Annotated in this window: 17 protein-coding genes; 11 read left to right on the top strand and 6 right to left on the bottom strand. The window is 63.0% G+C overall.

Features of this window, described 5'->3' with window-relative positions; translation table 11 throughout:
• The first annotated feature begins 356 nt into the window (after positions 1-356).
• From AC5J09_RS17160 to AC5J09_RS17170, 3 genes are all read left to right on the top strand, one after another.
• Complete coding sequence (locus tag AC5J09_RS17160; RefSeq protein ID WP_411932783.1) at positions 357-1934, top strand: sensor histidine kinase; 1578 nt, start codon at positions 357-359, stop codon at positions 1932-1934.
• Positions 1906-2859 carry a peptidoglycan-binding domain-containing protein gene (locus AC5J09_RS17165; RefSeq protein WP_411932784.1) on the top strand — a complete coding sequence of 318 codons (954 nt, stop codon included), beginning with the start codon at positions 1906-1908 and terminating at the stop codon, positions 2857-2859. The genes AC5J09_RS17160 and AC5J09_RS17165 overlap by 29 nt, the downstream gene beginning before the upstream one ends.
• Before the next feature lie 86 nt (positions 2860-2945).
• Entirely contained in the window at positions 2946-3281 is a 336-nt protein-coding gene (locus AC5J09_RS17170; RefSeq protein WP_100672013.1) for a DUF1491 family protein, read from the top strand.
• 171 nt (positions 3282-3452) lie between these two features.
• Here AC5J09_RS17170 and AC5J09_RS17175 read toward each other — a convergent pair whose 3' ends face one another.
• On the bottom strand, positions 3453-4508 hold the full coding sequence (locus tag AC5J09_RS17175; protein WP_494298079.1) for a DUF2336 domain-containing protein: 1056 nt from the start codon (positions 4506-4508) through the stop codon (positions 3453-3455).
• Positions 4509-4750: 242 nt separating this feature from the next.
• Between AC5J09_RS17175 and AC5J09_RS17180 the strand changes: the two genes are divergently transcribed.
• The 3 genes from AC5J09_RS17180 to AC5J09_RS17190 all read left to right on the top strand — a co-directional run bounded on the left by AC5J09_RS17180 (position 4751) and on the right by AC5J09_RS17190 (position 6301).
• A complete protein-coding gene (locus AC5J09_RS17180; RefSeq protein ID WP_494298080.1) occupies positions 4751-5401 on the top strand; it encodes an SH3 domain-containing protein in 651 nt (216 codons plus the stop codon).
• Positions 5402-5558: 157 nt separating this feature from the next.
• The gene (locus AC5J09_RS17185) at positions 5559-5843 is read left to right on the top strand and encodes a hypothetical protein (protein WP_018094548.1); all 285 of its coding nucleotides are present in this window, start codon (positions 5559-5561) and stop codon (positions 5841-5843) included.
• 287 nt (positions 5844-6130) lie between these two features.
• Entirely contained in the window at positions 6131-6301 is a 171-nt protein-coding gene (locus AC5J09_RS17190; protein ID WP_013844138.1) for a hypothetical protein, read from the top strand.
• Between the two features lie 107 nt (positions 6302-6408).
• Here AC5J09_RS17190 and AC5J09_RS17195 read toward each other — a convergent pair whose 3' ends face one another.
• The 3 genes from AC5J09_RS17195 to AC5J09_RS17205 form a co-directional block, all read right to left on the bottom strand.
• Complete coding sequence (locus tag AC5J09_RS17195) at positions 6409-6954, bottom strand: DUF1254 domain-containing protein (RefSeq protein WP_018094549.1); 546 nt, start codon at positions 6952-6954, stop codon at positions 6409-6411.
• Complete coding sequence (locus AC5J09_RS17200) at positions 6947-7534, bottom strand: DUF1214 domain-containing protein (RefSeq protein ID WP_018094550.1); 588 nt, start codon at positions 7532-7534, stop codon at positions 6947-6949. The genes AC5J09_RS17195 and AC5J09_RS17200 overlap by 8 nt, the downstream gene beginning before the upstream one ends.
• Before the next feature lie 97 nt (positions 7535-7631).
• Positions 7632-9866: a transglycosylase domain-containing protein gene (locus AC5J09_RS17205; RefSeq protein ID WP_338278622.1), complete on the bottom strand. Its 2235-nt coding sequence runs from the start codon at positions 9864-9866 to the stop codon at positions 7632-7634.
• Between the two features lie 120 nt (positions 9867-9986).
• Between AC5J09_RS17205 and AC5J09_RS17210 the strand changes: the two genes are divergently transcribed.
• A complete protein-coding gene (locus AC5J09_RS17210) occupies positions 9987-10454 on the top strand; it encodes a YcgN family cysteine cluster protein (RefSeq protein WP_003527370.1) in 468 nt (155 codons plus the stop codon).
• A 43-nt stretch (positions 10455-10497) separates the two neighbouring features.
• Here the strand turns inward: AC5J09_RS17210 and AC5J09_RS17215 are convergent, their stop codons facing one another.
• On the bottom strand, positions 10498-10833 hold the full coding sequence (locus AC5J09_RS17215; protein WP_018094552.1) for an MmcQ/YjbR family DNA-binding protein: 336 nt from the start codon (positions 10831-10833) through the stop codon (positions 10498-10500).
• 65 nt (positions 10834-10898) lie between these two features.
• Complete coding sequence (locus tag AC5J09_RS17220; RefSeq protein ID WP_003527368.1) at positions 10899-11039, bottom strand: hypothetical protein; 141 nt, start codon at positions 11037-11039, stop codon at positions 10899-10901.
• Positions 11040-11382: 343 nt separating this feature from the next.
• Here AC5J09_RS17220 and feuN point away from each other — a divergent pair, with 343 nt between their 5' ends.
• The 4 genes from feuN (at position 11383) to AC5J09_RS17240 (ending at position 14382) form a co-directional block, all read left to right on the top strand.
• On the top strand, positions 11383-11634 hold the full coding sequence (gene feuN / locus AC5J09_RS17225; protein WP_003527365.1) for a two-component system FeuPQ modulator FeuN: 252 nt from the start codon (positions 11383-11385) through the stop codon (positions 11632-11634).
• 40 nt (positions 11635-11674) lie between these two features.
• Positions 11675-12346 carry a two-component system response regulator FeuP gene (gene feuP / locus AC5J09_RS17230; RefSeq protein ID WP_003527364.1) on the top strand — a complete coding sequence of 224 codons (672 nt, stop codon included), beginning with the start codon at positions 11675-11677 and terminating at the stop codon, positions 12344-12346.
• Complete coding sequence (gene feuQ, locus AC5J09_RS17235) at positions 12336-13721, top strand: two-component system sensor histidine kinase FeuQ (RefSeq protein ID WP_494298081.1); 1386 nt, start codon at positions 12336-12338, stop codon at positions 13719-13721. Before feuP ends, feuQ begins: the two co-directional genes overlap by 11 nt.
• Positions 13722-13935: 214 nt before the next feature.
• Complete coding sequence (locus AC5J09_RS17240) at positions 13936-14382, top strand: RT0821/Lpp0805 family surface protein (RefSeq protein WP_494298082.1); 447 nt, start codon at positions 13936-13938, stop codon at positions 14380-14382.
• Positions 14383-14392 lie beyond the last annotated feature (10 nt).

Here is a 14392-nt window from a genome sequence, read left to right on the forward strand (position 1 = left end):
TTTCAGCGGCCGTCGTTAACGCTCGTGGCTGAGGTCTCGGCCTCAAGCCTCGCGTTCCCGGCACCGGATAGTGGCGATGCCTGCCCAAATCGTTAACGCGAGCCGAAAAATCCACGAAAATCCGCTGCTTACGCACCGTTAACCACATCTGACGATGCTCGCTCGGATTGCCTCAAATCGGGAACTTTCGGTCGCCCCGGACGCCTCCGGAGAGCGGCCGTTTATTCTTTCATTAAGTCAGGGGTGCGAGATTCGGGTCATCACGAGGCGGTCGTCCGCGACGACGCGGAACGGTCCGAAATTGCCTCGCAAGAACGACAAATTCGGCAGGGCAAGGCGTGAGTTTATTGCATGACATGGCTGGCAGATGGACATCCTTTGTGGATGAAGCGGCCGCACCCTGGCTGCCGCGCGGCGGCCTGGGCCCAGCAATTGCGCGTCACGACTTCAGACGCTTGCGTGCCGTCGCTGCCGTATCCCTGACCGCGCTGCCGATCGTCCCGCTCGCGCTGACCCTGGCATTGCCCGTATCCGCCGCGCTGCCGGCGGGAGCGGCGCTTTGGGCCTCGGCGTCCCTGCTGGCCGCGGCTGCAGCCATTGCGAGCGGCCGCGATTTCCCGGCGGCCGGCGAGGTGGAACTCGCGCCTGCACCGGAACTGCCCGATCTCAATGCGGCATACAATCTCTTTGCGGGTTTGGTGACCGTCCACGATACCCGGGGCCACGTCCTGTCCGTCCACGGCCGCGATGCGAGTGAGTATCTGAAACTGATGCGCGATCCGCATGGGCGCGGCTTCATCGAGCAGATCCACGTGTCGGATCGCATCGCCTTCCTGAGAGCGATTGATTCGCTGCGCCTGGACAGCGAGCGCTCTGCCGTGGACATCCGTCTCGAACGGACGTCGGCGGATGGCGCTCAATTCGCACATATCTACTGCGAGATGACGCCGATTCGAGACGCTGAAGGAAATCTCCTTGCGATTGTCGCCCAGTCTCGCGATGTTTCCGAAGAGGCCCGCTTGCAGGCAGAGGCGGCCGCCAAGGCAGCACATGCCGAGTCGGCCAACGATGCCAAAACGCGGTTCCTTGCGGCCGTCAGCCATGAATTGCGCACGCCGCTCAATGCCATCCTCGGCTTTTCGGACGTGCTTGCAGGCGAATATTTCGGCAAGCTCGAAAACGATCGCCAGCGCGAATACGTGTCGCTGATCCATCAATCCGGCACGCATCTTCTCTCGGTCGTCAACACGATGCTCGATATCAGCAAGATCGAAGCGGGCCGTTACGAGCTTCTCCTCGAACCATTCCGTGTCGCCGAGGCGATCGCCGCCTGCGAGGCCATGCTGTCGCACCAGGCGCGCGAAAAAGGCGTGCGGCTGACGAGCCGCGTCACCCGTTCCGTCGGCGAGATCAATGCGGACCAGCGCGCCTTCCAGCAAATCCTCATCAATCTCATCGGCAACGCCATCAAGTTTACCGACCGCGGCGGGCTTGTCACGGTGGATGCCGCACTTGAAGGCAACATGCTGAAGCTGACGGTCAGCGACACCGGGATCGGGATCGCTGCGGACAAGCTGCAAATGCTCGGCCAACCTTTCGTCCAGATTCAGAATGACTATACCCGCCGCTACGAGGGTACCGGACTCGGCCTCTCGCTGGTCAAGGGACTTGCCGAACTGCATGGCGGCGATTTTGCGATCCGCAGCGCCGAAGGGGAGGGTACCGTTATCGTCGTAACCATTCCCAGCGATGCCGCAGGCGCGGCAGAAAGGGAGTGCGCGGATGCGCCCGTTACAGTGGAGTTTCCGCCGCGATTGAAGCAGCACGCAGACGGAAAGAGCGAAACCGGAGTGCCGGCGCTCTCCGAGGCTTTCCACACCGGAGAAATTGACAGGGAAGGGGGACATGGCGCCGCGCAAGCGAAAACAGCCTGAGCGCAAGCGGGCGGCGCGGCGCGGAGCGGGTCTGGCCTTGCGCGGACTCGCTGTCGTCGGCCGTGGTCTGGTGCTCACCGGTCGCCTGATCTCCCGCCATCCGGTGAGCGCCGGCGGGTCGGCGATCTTTGCCGTCGTCTTCAGTTTCGTCGCCGCAAACGCCATGTGGTACCAGAACGGTACTCATCCCTCGCCGCTTCTGCGTACCCGCGTGCCCCTCGTCAGTCCCGAAGTGGCCGAACGCCTTGCGGCTGCCAAAGGCGAGCCGGTCGAGCAGCGCGATGTTACCACCTTCGTCATAGAGCGGGAGGGGAACGCGAAAGCCGGCGATGCGGCAACGGACGGGCCCAACGAACGGCAGGCGTCGCTTCCGGCGCAGGACTCACCGGATGCGCCCGGCAGCACGGTCTCGACGCTGGTTGCGGACATCCAGAAGGAACTGGCAAGGCTCGGCTTCTACGAAGGAGCGCCGGACGGCCGAAGCGGTCCGAAGACCTCGGCGGCGATCCTCCGCTTCGAAAAGCAGGCCGGCCGTATGGAGACGGGTGCGCCGAGTGACGATCTGCTTCGGGCACTGCGCAACGCCGGCGGCTCCCCGCCGGCAGTTGCGACGCCCGCCAACCGGCCCTATGCCGACCCGAAGACTGTTCCGGCAGAGGCGGATCCGGTTGCCGCTGCCATCCGCAGCGCCGAGAAGGACAACGCGCTCGGCTCCCGCACGGAGGTTCCCGTGTCGAGCGAAATGGTGATGAACATCCAAAAGGGGCTGAGCAATCTCGCCTATGCGGATGTCGTCGTCGATGGCGTTGCCGGCGATCAGACACGCGCCGCCATCCGCCATTTCGAAAAACACTATCGTCTTCCTCAGACCGGAGAGCCCAACCCCAAGGTTCTCAAGAAGCTTAAGGAAATCGGAGCGCTCTGACGGCCAGAGCAAGAGGAGCAGTTGCGCACCACTGCCGGTCGACCGCTCCGTTTGCATCTCGCCGGTGGCGCGTGTATCAGCTGTGCATGCGCCTGAAGTCCCACATTTTCGTCTCCTCGCTTTTGCGGAACGCCTTTGGACGCGGCGGGTATGCGGCTGTGCTGCGCAGGGGAGCGGAGGATGCCGGCGCGATCTTCATCCGGCAGCGCGGACGATCGGGCTACGAGACGCTTTATGCGCCGGCGCCGCAGAATTTCTTCGATGAGGAAGGAGATACGTCGCGCCGCTTCGAGGTGCGATTGCGTGGCGCCGAGGCCGACGCCGTCGAACGGGCGCTTTCCTCGGAAATCCGCTTCGACCCGGACTGCTGGATCGTAGAGCTGGAACTCGACGACTGCAGCGATCTGTTCGATCTGGTTTGAGACCTGTCGAGATTCGGGACACCCGCCGCAGTTTGCTCGCTCTCCTCATTCCTGTGCTTGTCACAGGAATCCAGCCAGACCAAGTCCTTGGGCTGAAAGAACTCCTCCCGCGCCCGTAGCAATTTGAGCTGCTGGATGTCGTTGTCCTTTGATCGGCTACGATCAACGGATCTAGAACTGGCCGAAGCCTCGCTTTGGTTGGACGGCCTTGCTTTGACGCGCAATCGGTTGCGCGTCGTGCCGGCGCGGGTCCGCGGCTCGATTATCCGCAAGCAGGCTCTCATGCCGTCCTGGCTTCGGCCCGTTTGCATCGGCGCGAACCCAGGACGCCACCCGTTCGCCGCTCGCCTGCCGGTCGAGACTTCCGATCAGCGCTTCGGCGCGGTTGCCGCCGCCGATTCTTTCGGAAAGATGGGGATAGAGCGCCTCGAGCACGCGGCTTTCCTCGTCCGCCGGGAAGGCGAGAGCTGCAAGCGTCGCGGCGAGTTGCTGGCCGGAAACATCGAGCAATATCCGGTCGGTGAGTGCGCGGCTTGCTCCGAGCGCGTCTGCCAGGGCCGTGGAGAAGAGGGTCGCTTCGCCATTGCGCGCAAAACGGACGAGCAGCGCGCAATGCAGCTCGCTGACGGGTTGGATCGACGAGGTGCCGTTCTTCTCCTGTGATCCGACGCGCGCCAGCGCCTTGATTTCCGCGCGCAGCTTTTCTTCGCGATCGGCGGCTGCGGCAGCCGGCTGCGGATCGCTCGCCGCCGGGCGACTGGCGCCGTCGTGAAGACGTGCAGGGAGAGGAGCGGACTGATGATGCTCGACGAGCGCGTCGATCACCGAAGGCGAAAGGCTCTCCCGACGGGCAATGGCGTTCGCATGGCCCGGCCCTTGCTGGCGAATGACGGAAATGAGCACGCCGTCGGAAATCGCTGTCGCACGGGCGAGGAATGCGGCGGCGATCGAAATGGGCATGCTGCCGATCAGGAGGGCCACCGGCTCCGGCACGTGCGGGCATTGGGATAGTGCCGCCGCCGCCTGTCGGCGGGCCTCGTTGCTGGAGCCGAGGAAGAGCGGCTCGAACAGCTCGGCAAACTGCTTCATGTCGGACCTGCTTGGAATCCGAAGGCTCTCGAAGCCGGTGACGGTCGCCATCAGCACGACGTCCTTCAACCGCCCCGTCTGCGGCCGTTCCAACTCACGAAACCGGTTTGTCACGACATATCCTAAAACGCAAAGCATGACGGCATTCCGATGGCTCGGAACGACACACGTGTCTAAAACTAGATCGAAATCGTTAGCGCAGCATTAACTATGGACGTTGGGGCTTTATTCAGGCTTGCGTCATTCTGGTGACGAGCCGCCCCGGCAGCGGAGGCCGCTTTCCTCAGCCATAAAAAGTCCACAAGCGCTCCTATTTGATCCGATTGACGGCAAACGCCGGAAGCGAGTCGGGCTGCGGCCTCTCATGTGGGAGTTGATTTGTGAAGAAAATATTCTTGCGGGCAGCGGCTGCCTTTGCGCTGCTGCTCATGCCCGCGGCCGCATCGGCGGCCGAAGGTTTTGCCACTGCCAATGTCAATATGCGCTCGGGACCGAGTACATATTATCCGGCTGTAACGGTCATTCCGGTCGGCGAATCGGTGGAAATTCACGGCTGCCTGTCGGAAAGCCCCTGGTGCGACGTTTCCTTCTATGGCGGGCGGGGATGGGTCGCAGGCCGATACGTGCAGGCCGCCTATCGCAGCAGCCGGGTCTATGTGGAGCCGGAATACTACCGTCCGCTCGGCATTCCGACGGTCGTTTTCGAGTTCGACAGCTATTGGGATCGGAACTACCGCGGCCGGGATTTCTATCGCCATCGCGACCGCTGGAGGCATGACCGCGATTGGGATCGCGAGCGTGAACGCGACCGGCCGGAATGGGATCGCCGCCAGGTGCGGGAACGCCGAGACTGGGAGCGTGACCGGGAAAGGGAGCGGCGCGAATGGGAATTGGAGCGCGGCCGTGACGATGACCGCTGGCGGCGGGGGATCGAGGGCGCTGAACGGGAACAGTCGCGCCGCGAGCGCCGTTACCACGGGCAGAGGACGATCGCGGAATGCGACGGCGGCGATTTCCGCTGCGAAGAGTAGGCGCGGCGATTCGGCCGCTTCACTCCAGGGTGGGCGGCGATCGTCGCCGCCCTTCCTTGAGCCGCTGGTTCTTGCGTCGTCCTCCATGGGAACCAATCCGGCCTCGACGCGTTGAAATCGCGCAAAGGGTGATACCGGAATGGCAAGGAGCGGAGAGATGGCGGAGAAGAATTTGGCGGCAGTCGGTGCAGAGACGGGTGCCCAAACGCGGGCGTCCGGCGCACAGGCCGAATTGGAATCCCAGGTCCAGGAACTGAAGGCAGAGATCGCCCGGCTGACGGAGACCGTCTCGGCCATTGGCACCGGAGCCAAGGCGGTCGTGCAGGGGGAAGCGGAACTGATGACGCAGCGCGTCCGGGAGCGCGTTCGGGAAGAACCGATTTCGACATTGCTGACGGTCGCGGGTGTAGCTTTCCTTTTCGGTCTGATTGCAAGGCGCTGACGGACGGATTGCCGGATTTGCAAATCCCCCAGGATTGAGGATTGCGCGAGGTTAATGCGTCATGGTCTGGATTAACAAACGGTTAACCAGGCTGTGGCTCAATCGGCACAAGGCGGCTATTATCGCCTCGCCTCTTATGCCGAAACGGACGACATCCGGGTGACCGGAAGAAGGAGTGACTGAGAAGGGCGCGTCTGTCCGGGCACCGGAAAATGCGTCAGCCCGAAAACGGGCAGGGTGAAATCTGTACGGTAGTTCATCCGTCTCGTGAGACTATGGAGACGAGCATGGCAGACGTAATCAGAATGCAGGACCGGATCGTCAAACGCCCTCGACGGCGTCCTGTCGGGAAGGGCGGCGCCAAGGTGTTGTTCTTCACAGGAATCCGTTACGAGAGGCTGGACGGCCGCGGACCGCAGCCAACTGCCCCGGCTGGCCGCCAGGCCAAGAAGCAGTAAACCGCGGGCAAAGCGCCGGCAGCGCCCGCCCGGGCGGTGCGCCCGTTCGCCGCCCGACTTCGACCACTTCGATTTCAGTTTCCCCCAAATCGCCGTTACCTTCGCCTCTACCGCTGGAAGGGCTCGCACCTCGACTCCGCAAGGAATGTGCGAACCAGGTCCTCGAAGCTGTCGAGAGGTGCCAGGGCTCGAAGAACGGCGTAACCTTCCTCGTCCTTCATCTCGATCATGATCGATTGCGCCAGCGCTTCGGGCGGCGACTTGCGCAGCTCGACGAGCTGGATCGGTGTGGCGACCACGAGATCGAGATCGCCATGGACGGCTGTCTGGTCGTTCATGCTGAAGACCTCGTTCGACCCGCTGTCGAAGATCGCAAGCGACCAGAAGGGCACGTCGCCGCGCCCGACGAAGCGAGCCGGAGCATCCGCCACCGAGAAGCTGCAGACGGCCGTACGCAGGAAGGGGTCGGCGTTGTTCAGGCCTGTCGGCCCCGGTTCGGCCGTCAGCGGAAAGAAGCTGTCCATTTCGAGCAGGCCGAGCACGCGCGTATAGGCATCGCGGCCGGTGAACTGGGGCAGGGCGAGCACGATCACGATATGAAGTAGCGCCGCTCCGACGAGACCGACGAGAATGGCGAAGATGATGCTACGCATGCCCGCACCCGGTTTTTACGATCTTCGGCATTGCGAGGTCGATCAAGCCGGAGGAGCCTGCCGTCGGCGTGTCCAGGAGGGTCAGCACGAGCGCGAAGCTGCCCGTCCGGGGTATCGCCAGCCAGTTGTCGGGCTGGGCCACCGGGGAAACGTGGATGACGAAGCGGCTGTCCTCGGCGCGCAGGACGGTCCAGGAATTGATTGCGGAGGGCAGTTCCGGTCCCGGCCGTAGCGCGGTCCCGTCCGCCGCCGCCGCATAAAGGGTCCAGAACCGCGCCGGCGGCGTCATACCCGAGATGTCATATGAGCAGGCGGCTGAGAGGCGCGCGCCGGTATCGTCCGTGAGCGCGGTAAAGGCCAGTCCCTCGGCGCCGCCATAGAGCAATTCGCCGGCCCGGGCGCGGTGCGCCTTGGCATAGGGATCGGCGGAGACGGTCTGCGCTTCGGGAAAAGCGATCCAGGGACCGATCGCGATCGAGCCGAAACCGACGGTCGCCTTCAGCGCCCATACGGCCGTCCCGATTCCGCCGCCGAACGCGACGATGAGGGCAAGAGCGACAAGGAGGGGAACTCGAAACAAGTGGCGGCTCTATCGAATGTTGCGTCGTTTACCCTGTCGGCGCTCGTAGGGGCGCCGCTCGGCCTGTTCGCCAGAGAACGGATTTCTGACTGCAAAGTCAATTGTTTGTCGTGCCGGGCATGGTCCGCATGTTCACGCCGCGATCCGTCGGCTCGAGCACGGCCACCTTGCCGCCGGGCCTTTCGCGCGCCTTGAGCGGTTGGGCTTTCTCGAATGTGTCGCCGATCTTTTTCAAGAGCCGGGTTACGTCCGCGGATAGCGACCGCGGCCGCACGAGCGGCGGCAGGGCGTTCTCGTCCGGCTTCGCAGTTTCGGCGACCCGCTCCTTCGCCGGTTTGGCGGGCGCGATTTCGATGCCCGGAATCGCGCGGTGCTCGATCCCCTGTTCGGCATAGTCCATCAGCCGCTTGAAGGTCATCGCCGGGAGAGAGCCGCCGGTCATTTCATCGGTGGAGGTATAGTCGTCATTGCCGAACCAGACGGCCGTGGTGTAGTCGCCGGTGAAGCCGACGAACCATGCGTCGCGATAAGCCTGTGTCGTTCCGGTCTTGCCGCCGGTGACGATCCCGTTGTCGAGGGCTGCGCGCCGCGCCGTGCCGATGACCGGGATCTGCGTCAGGATGCGGTTCATCGACGAGACCGCCTGTTCGCTCAGAACCCTGCGCGGCGGCGGCGCGTCGCGCCCGAAGTCGTAGAGAATGTCGCCGTCATAGTTGAGAATCTGGCTGATGCCGTGGCGTTGCGACTGGAACCCGCCCGCCGGAAAGACCGCATAGGCCGTCGCCTGATCGAGCACGGTCACTTCGGAGGTGCCGAGCGGCATGGTCTTGTCGGTGCGAACCGGGGTCTCGACGCCCATTCTCCTGGCGGTCTCGGCAATGATTTCGGTACCGAGCTTGTCCTTGGCGAGGCGGACCGGAATAGTGTTGATCGATCTCGCGAGCGCGTTCATCATCGTTACCCGGCCGGCATATTTGCGGCCGTAGTTCTGCGGCGACCAGCCGCGCCAGGTGATTGGCGCGTCCACCACGATGGTTTCCGGTGTCATGCCCTTTTCCATCGCGGCAGCGTAGGTATAGACCTTGAAGGACGACCCCGGCTGGCGCAGCGCGCGCGTGGCGCGATTGAATTGGCTTTCGCCGTAGTCGCGGCCGCCCACCATCGCCCGCACCGCGCCGCCATGCTCGACCATGACGAGAGCGCCCTGCTTGACCTTGTAGCTCTCGCCATATTGCCTGAGGCCCGATTCGACCGCTTCCTCGGCTGCTTGCTGCAGCCCCATGTCGATCGTCGTGCGCACGATCAGCGAATGCTGCGCGAAGGGAGCGGCAATGCGCTGGACCTCTTCGAAGGCCCAGTCGAGGAAGAAATCCGGTGCCTTGACCTGGGCACGATCGACCACCGAGGCTGGGGTCAGGCGGGCGGCGATCACCTGGCCTTCCGTCATCAGCCCGCCTTGTACGAGATTGCTCAGGACCTCGTTCGCGCGGGCACGAGCCGCCGGCAGGTTTACATGGGGGGCATAGCGCGCCGGCGCCTTGAAGAGACCGGCGAGCATCGCCGACTCGGCAAGATTGACGTCGGTAATCGCCTTGCCGAAATAGAACTGCGCCGCCGCTGCCGCACCGAAGGTGCCGCCGCCCATATAGGCGCGGTCGAGATAGAGGCGGAGGATTTCCTTTTTCGACAGGTTGGATTCGAGCCAGACGGCAAGAAAGGCTTCCTTGATCTTGCGCTCGATCGTCCTCTCGTTCGAGAGGAAAAGGTTCTTGGCCAGTTGCTGCGTCAGTGTCGAGCCGCCTTGAACGACCCCGCCGGCGCGAGCGTTCTCGGTCATGGCGCGTGCGAGCCCGAGAAAATCTATGCCCCAATGGTCGAAGAAGCGCCTGTCTTCCGTGGCGAGGACCGCCTTTATGAGGTGATCGGGCAGTTCGTCGATCGGGACGGAATCCTCGTGGATGATACCCCGGTGGCCGATCTCGTTGCCGTAGCGGTCAAGAAAGGTGACCGCGAAATCGCTTTGCGCCCGCCAGTTGCCCTTGGTTTCCTCGAAAGCGGGAAGGGCGAGCGCCAGCATCAGCACCGAGCCCGCCGCGCCGAGGGTCATTCCCTCGCCGAGCACTTCGAAGAACGCTCTTTTCCAGCCGCGCACGCGAAAACGGCGGAAAAAGATGGTGGTGTCCTCCCACCACTCGCCGAGCCGGAATCCTGCACTCCATACGGTCGAATCGATCCAGGAATCGATCCGAAGAAAGATGTGTCGCCTTTTCGGCCGGTTGTCCTCTTTCCTCGGTTCCTGCACGGCTTTCATGTCCCGAAGGTTCTGCCTCATGACGATATTTGCACGGGGCGGCAATCCAATCTACTTGCATATCGCGCAACCCGCCTTAAAAAACCGGCAATTTTCTGCGAAGTTTCCATGTTGGCTCGAATTTTACGAAAGTGTGACTTTATGGGCGAAATGCCTTTCTGGAAGACGAAAGGTCTCGAGGAGATGACCGGCGCGGAGTGGGAGAGTCTCTGCGATGGTTGCGGGCTCTGTTGTCTCAACAAGCTCGAGGATTGGGACAGTTCCGAGATCGCCTGGACTTCGATCCGCTGCACCCTGCTGGATGGCGAAAGCTGTCGCTGCAAGGACTACGACAATCGCCAGGCAACCGTCCCGGACTGCATTCAGTTGACGCCTAAAGCGGTGCGCGAAATCAGCTGGCTGCCGCCGACCTGCGGCTACCGTCTGGTCGCCGAAGGCAGAGATCTCTACTGGTGGCACCCGCTCGTCTCCGGCGATCCGGAGACCGTCCATGCGGCCGGCATATCCGTGCGCGGACGCACCGTCGCGGAGGACGGCATCGACATCGAAGATTATGAAGATTATCTCGTGACCTGGCCGCTGGAGGTGGGCAGGGAGCCGGCCGATTAGGGCACGCCTCAGAGTGCTGCAGCGACTATGCGTACTGTCGCCTTCAGTGACGGCCGTTTTTGCTGACGAGGCTTCTCGGCGCGACGTTGCGCCATGCGGTTTCCATGGACTGGCGAACGAGTTCGTCGTCGGCACCGACGAAATAGAATGATGTCCAGCCGCGTGCGCCCCAGCCGCCGGGAACGGCGGCGCAGACGCCGGGCTCCATTTCCAGAAGCATTCGCTGCTGGTCCGGCGTGAACTTGAATACGGCGCGACCGGCTTCCGGTAGGGTCATGAAAATCCGGTTGCCCACACGGAAATCCCGTGCACCGAAATGGGCATTTTCCTGGGTTCCCGGAAGGCTCAGGGCCAGCTTTTCGATTTCTTCGGACAGCATGGAAGGAGAGTAGCACGGAATTGCCGATTGGCAAAAAACCGGCGGCGCCGGGCCGCCGGGGCAATTCACTCTGCAGGGGGAACGGTCTTCTGTGCAGCCTCGCCGACCGTGCGCATTTCGCGCCACTCGTTCTCGAACCGCTCGAGCAGCGACTGCGGGATTCTGGATTGCGGTGATACCGGCGGCTTGTTCGCGAGTGTCTTCATCCGGTCCTCCTTTGGGCGAGACTGTTGGACTGGGCGGACGATTCCACAGGATAAAGACTTTGTAAATCAGCGGTTTAAAGCATTTAAACGATTGAAAAAAATTTAAATCGATTAATTTCCCAGCCGATCCACAGAAAGGTGGCAGCAGTCTCATTGATACCCGCGCCGAGCTATCCGAAAGATTTGTTCGCCACCCTCTGCAATCTGTGGTCGATCCCCGTGACTGAGGTCAGACAACCGCCGGACGCGGGTCCGCGGATCCTCAAGGCCGACATTCATTTGCCATTCAGCCTGTATCGGTTAATGATTCCGGCATAGTGCTTCCCAAGTCGAAAGTGCGTTCATGTCTTCAGCATTGACCATAGCCGCGCTCGCCGCAGGCCTCGCAGGCTTTTCTCCGCCTGCCGTCAACATGCCTGCGGTTGTCGTCCGCGTGGCTGGTGATTGCAGCGCGGCCGCCGCGCAGGTGGTTGCCCAGACGGGTGGCGAGCTGCTTTCTGCCCAGCCAACCGGCGATGGGCAGTGCGTGGTGACGGTGCTCATCCCGGGAAACGGGGGGCGCCCCAAGAAAGTCACGGTGAAAGTGCCTATGTAAGCTTTTTCGGGGTACCCGAAGGCAAGGGAAGTGGACGAGAATGCGCATTCTGATCGTCGAGGACGATACCAATCTGAACAGGCAGCTGGCCGACGCTCTCAAGGAGGCCGGTTATGTCGTCGACCAGGCTTATGACGGCGAAGAGGGCCACTATTTGGGCGATGCGGAGCCCTATGATGCGGTAATTCTCGATATAGGCCTTCCGGAGATGGACGGCATTACCGTTCTCGAGAAGTGGCGCGCAGACGGCAAGACCATGCCGGTGCTGATCCTGACCGCCCGCGATCGATGGAGCGACAAGGTCGCAGGCATCGATGCCGGCGCGGACGATTATGTGGCGAAGCCTTTCCACGTAGAGGAGGTGCTGGCCCGCATCCGTGCGTTGATCCGGCGGGCCGCCGGGCACGCAAGCTCCGAGATCGTCTGCGGCCCCGTCCGTCTCGACACCAAGGGCTCCAAGGCGACCGTCGCAGGCGTGGCGCTGAAGCTCACATCGCACGAGTTCCGTCTGCTTTCCTACCTCATGCATCATATGGGACAGGTGGTTTCCCGCACCGAGCTGGTCGAACACATGTATGATCAGGACTTCGATCGCGATTCCAACACGATCGAGGTTTTCATCGGCCGGCTCCGCAAGAAGATCGGCAATGATCTGATCGAAACGGTGCGCGGCCTCGGATATCGCATGCAAGCACCCGGCAATGGCCATTAGATCGCTCACGGCGCGCGTTCTGGCGGTTTCGACCGTCTGGGCCGTCGTTGCCCTCGTGGTGATCGGGGTGGTCATCTCCGCCCTTTATCGGCAGGGCTCCGAGCGCGGCTTTCAGGACCTGCTGCGGGCGCAGCTCTACAACGTCATCAACTCCATCTCTGTCGACGAGAAGGCCGCGCTCTCCGGGAGCCCGCAGCTTGGCGACCTGCGCTTTTCCCAGCCGCAGACGGGCTGGTATTGGATCGTCGAGCCGATCGGCGAATTCGACACGCCGCCGCTGATATCGACTTCGCTCGGCACGGCGAAACTGCCGATCGTCAGCGTCGACGAGGTCCCCTTCGATATCCGCTACGAGCGGTTCTACACCACCACGGATCCGTTCGGAAACGCGGTGGAGGTGGCCGAAACCGAGGTCGTTCTCGACATTCAGGGCCACGCCGCCCGCTTCCGCGTCGCAGGCAATCGCGATGTCCTCGAGGCCGACATAAATCGCTTCACGCGCAACCTCACGATCGCCCTGTCCATTTTCGGTCTTGGCGGCCTTGGCGTTAACGCGCTCACGATCCTGTTCGGCCTGAAGCCGCTCGACCAGGTACGCCGCTCGCTCGAAAAGATCCGCACGGGCGAAAGCGAACGGCTGGATGGCGCGTTCCCGCGGGAGATCCAACCCCTTGCCAACGAGGTGAACGCGCTGATCGACAGCAATCGGCGTATCGTCGAACGCGCGCGCATGCAGGTCGGCAATCTGGCCCACTCGCTCAAGACGCCGATCGCCGTGCTGCTCAACGAGGCGAGAGTGCTGGAGGTGCCGCACGGCGAACTGGTCAGGGCCCAGGCGGACGCCATGCAGACACAGGTGCAATCCTATCTCAGCCGTGCCAGGATTGCCGCCCAGCGCGGGTCGGTTCTGGCGCGGACCGAAGCCCAGCCGGCACTGGAAAGAATCATGCGGGTGATGCGGCGGCTCAACCCCGACAAGCAATTCAGCCTCTCCATCAACCCGCCCGGACTGGTGCTGGCGATGGAACAGCAGGACGTCGAGGAAACGGTCGGCAACTTGCTGGAAAACGCCGCCCGTTACGCGCAGGATAGGATTTCGCTGAATGTTGAGCCGGCCCCCGAAGATGCGCGCGAAAGGGAGCCGGGCCGCCAGTGGATCGTGCTCCAGATCGACGACGACGGACCGGGGCTCGACCCCGATCAGATCGCGTTGGCGATGAAACGCGGCAAGCGGCTCGACGAGAGCAAGCCCGGAACCGGGCTCGGTCTTTCGATCGTAAGCGAAATCGTGGGTGAATATCAGGGAAGTGTGGAGCTCAGCCGTCGCGATGTTGGAGGGTTGCGGGCTACCCTCGTACTGCCGGCCGCGGTCTGAGCGCCGGTCGGATACGACTGATGCGGGACGATCGTGATCCGGCGGTCACACCCGGACCTGAAAATGCCGGCGCTGACGGCAGGCGGTTGCCTCCATCCGCAGGTGGTGCAAAAAGAACCCGACCGGAGCCAGCCGTTTCGATGGATATTCCCGAGGCGCGACTGGCGACCGACAAGAGGAATGAGTAGCGCGTATCATGAGGAATTACGCAGAAATGACGCGAGCTTTCGCGTCACGCGGTAGGATCGCGGTGGTGGCTTCGGGTGTAGCCCTCGCCGGCTGTGGCACGACCTCGTCCGGTCAGGGTGGGGCGGTTGCCGGACTCGGAGCAGCGTCCACCCGCGTTGCATCGTCCGCCACCTATATTGAAGCCCTGCAGGGTGGCGTCGTTTCGCGTCTCGGCGGCGTCGAGCTCGGCAAGTCGGATCGGCAGCGGGCGCTCGAGGCCGAGTATCGCGCCCTCGAAGCCGCGCCGGGCGGGCAGCCCGTCGCCTGGCAAGGGCGGGGTGTCAGCGGCTCGGTCGTCGCTGCCGCACCCTATCAGGTCGGGTCGCAGAATTGCCGTCAGTACAGCCATACGGTGACCATCAAGAGCCAACAGACCACGGCACGCGGCGCCGCCTGTCGCAACAGCGATGGAAGCTGGACGCCGCTCACCTGAGCGGCACCGC

It is taken from the genome of Sinorhizobium sp. (assembly GCF_059070375.1).

Coding starts and splice junctions, on each gene's coding strand:
- AC5J09_RS17160 (WP_411932783.1), top strand. CDS start 357: ATGGCTGGCAGATGGACATCCTTTGTGGATGAAGCGGCCGCACCCTGG.
- AC5J09_RS17165 (WP_411932784.1), top strand. CDS start 1,906: ATGGCGCCGCGCAAGCGAAAACAGCCTGAGCGCAAGCGGGCGGCGCGG.
- AC5J09_RS17170 (WP_100672013.1), top strand. CDS start 2,946: ATGCGCCTGAAGTCCCACATTTTCGTCTCCTCGCTTTTGCGGAACGCC.
- AC5J09_RS17175 (WP_494298079.1), bottom strand. CDS start 4,508: ATGCTTTGCGTTTTAGGATATGTCGTGACAAACCGGTTTCGTGAGTTG.
- AC5J09_RS17185 (WP_018094548.1), top strand. CDS start 5,559: ATGGCGGAGAAGAATTTGGCGGCAGTCGGTGCAGAGACGGGTGCCCAA.
- AC5J09_RS17190 (WP_013844138.1), top strand. CDS start 6,131: ATGGCAGACGTAATCAGAATGCAGGACCGGATCGTCAAACGCCCTCGA.
- AC5J09_RS17195 (WP_018094549.1), bottom strand. CDS start 6,954: ATGCGTAGCATCATCTTCGCCATTCTCGTCGGTCTCGTCGGAGCGGCG.
- AC5J09_RS17205 (WP_338278622.1), bottom strand. CDS start 9,866: ATGAGGCAGAACCTTCGGGACATGAAAGCCGTGCAGGAACCGAGGAAA.
- AC5J09_RS17210 (WP_003527370.1), top strand. CDS start 9,987: ATGGGCGAAATGCCTTTCTGGAAGACGAAAGGTCTCGAGGAGATGACC.
- AC5J09_RS17215 (WP_018094552.1), bottom strand. CDS start 10,833: ATGCTGTCCGAAGAAATCGAAAAGCTGGCCCTGAGCCTTCCGGGAACC.
- AC5J09_RS17220 (WP_003527368.1), bottom strand. CDS start 11,039: ATGAAGACACTCGCGAACAAGCCGCCGGTATCACCGCAATCCAGAATC.
- feuN (WP_003527365.1), top strand. CDS start 11,383: ATGTCTTCAGCATTGACCATAGCCGCGCTCGCCGCAGGCCTCGCAGGC.
- feuP (WP_003527364.1), top strand. CDS start 11,675: ATGCGCATTCTGATCGTCGAGGACGATACCAATCTGAACAGGCAGCTG.
- feuQ (WP_494298081.1), top strand. CDS start 12,336: ATGGCCATTAGATCGCTCACGGCGCGCGTTCTGGCGGTTTCGACCGTC.
- AC5J09_RS17240 (WP_494298082.1), top strand. CDS start 13,936: ATGACGCGAGCTTTCGCGTCACGCGGTAGGATCGCGGTGGTGGCTTCG.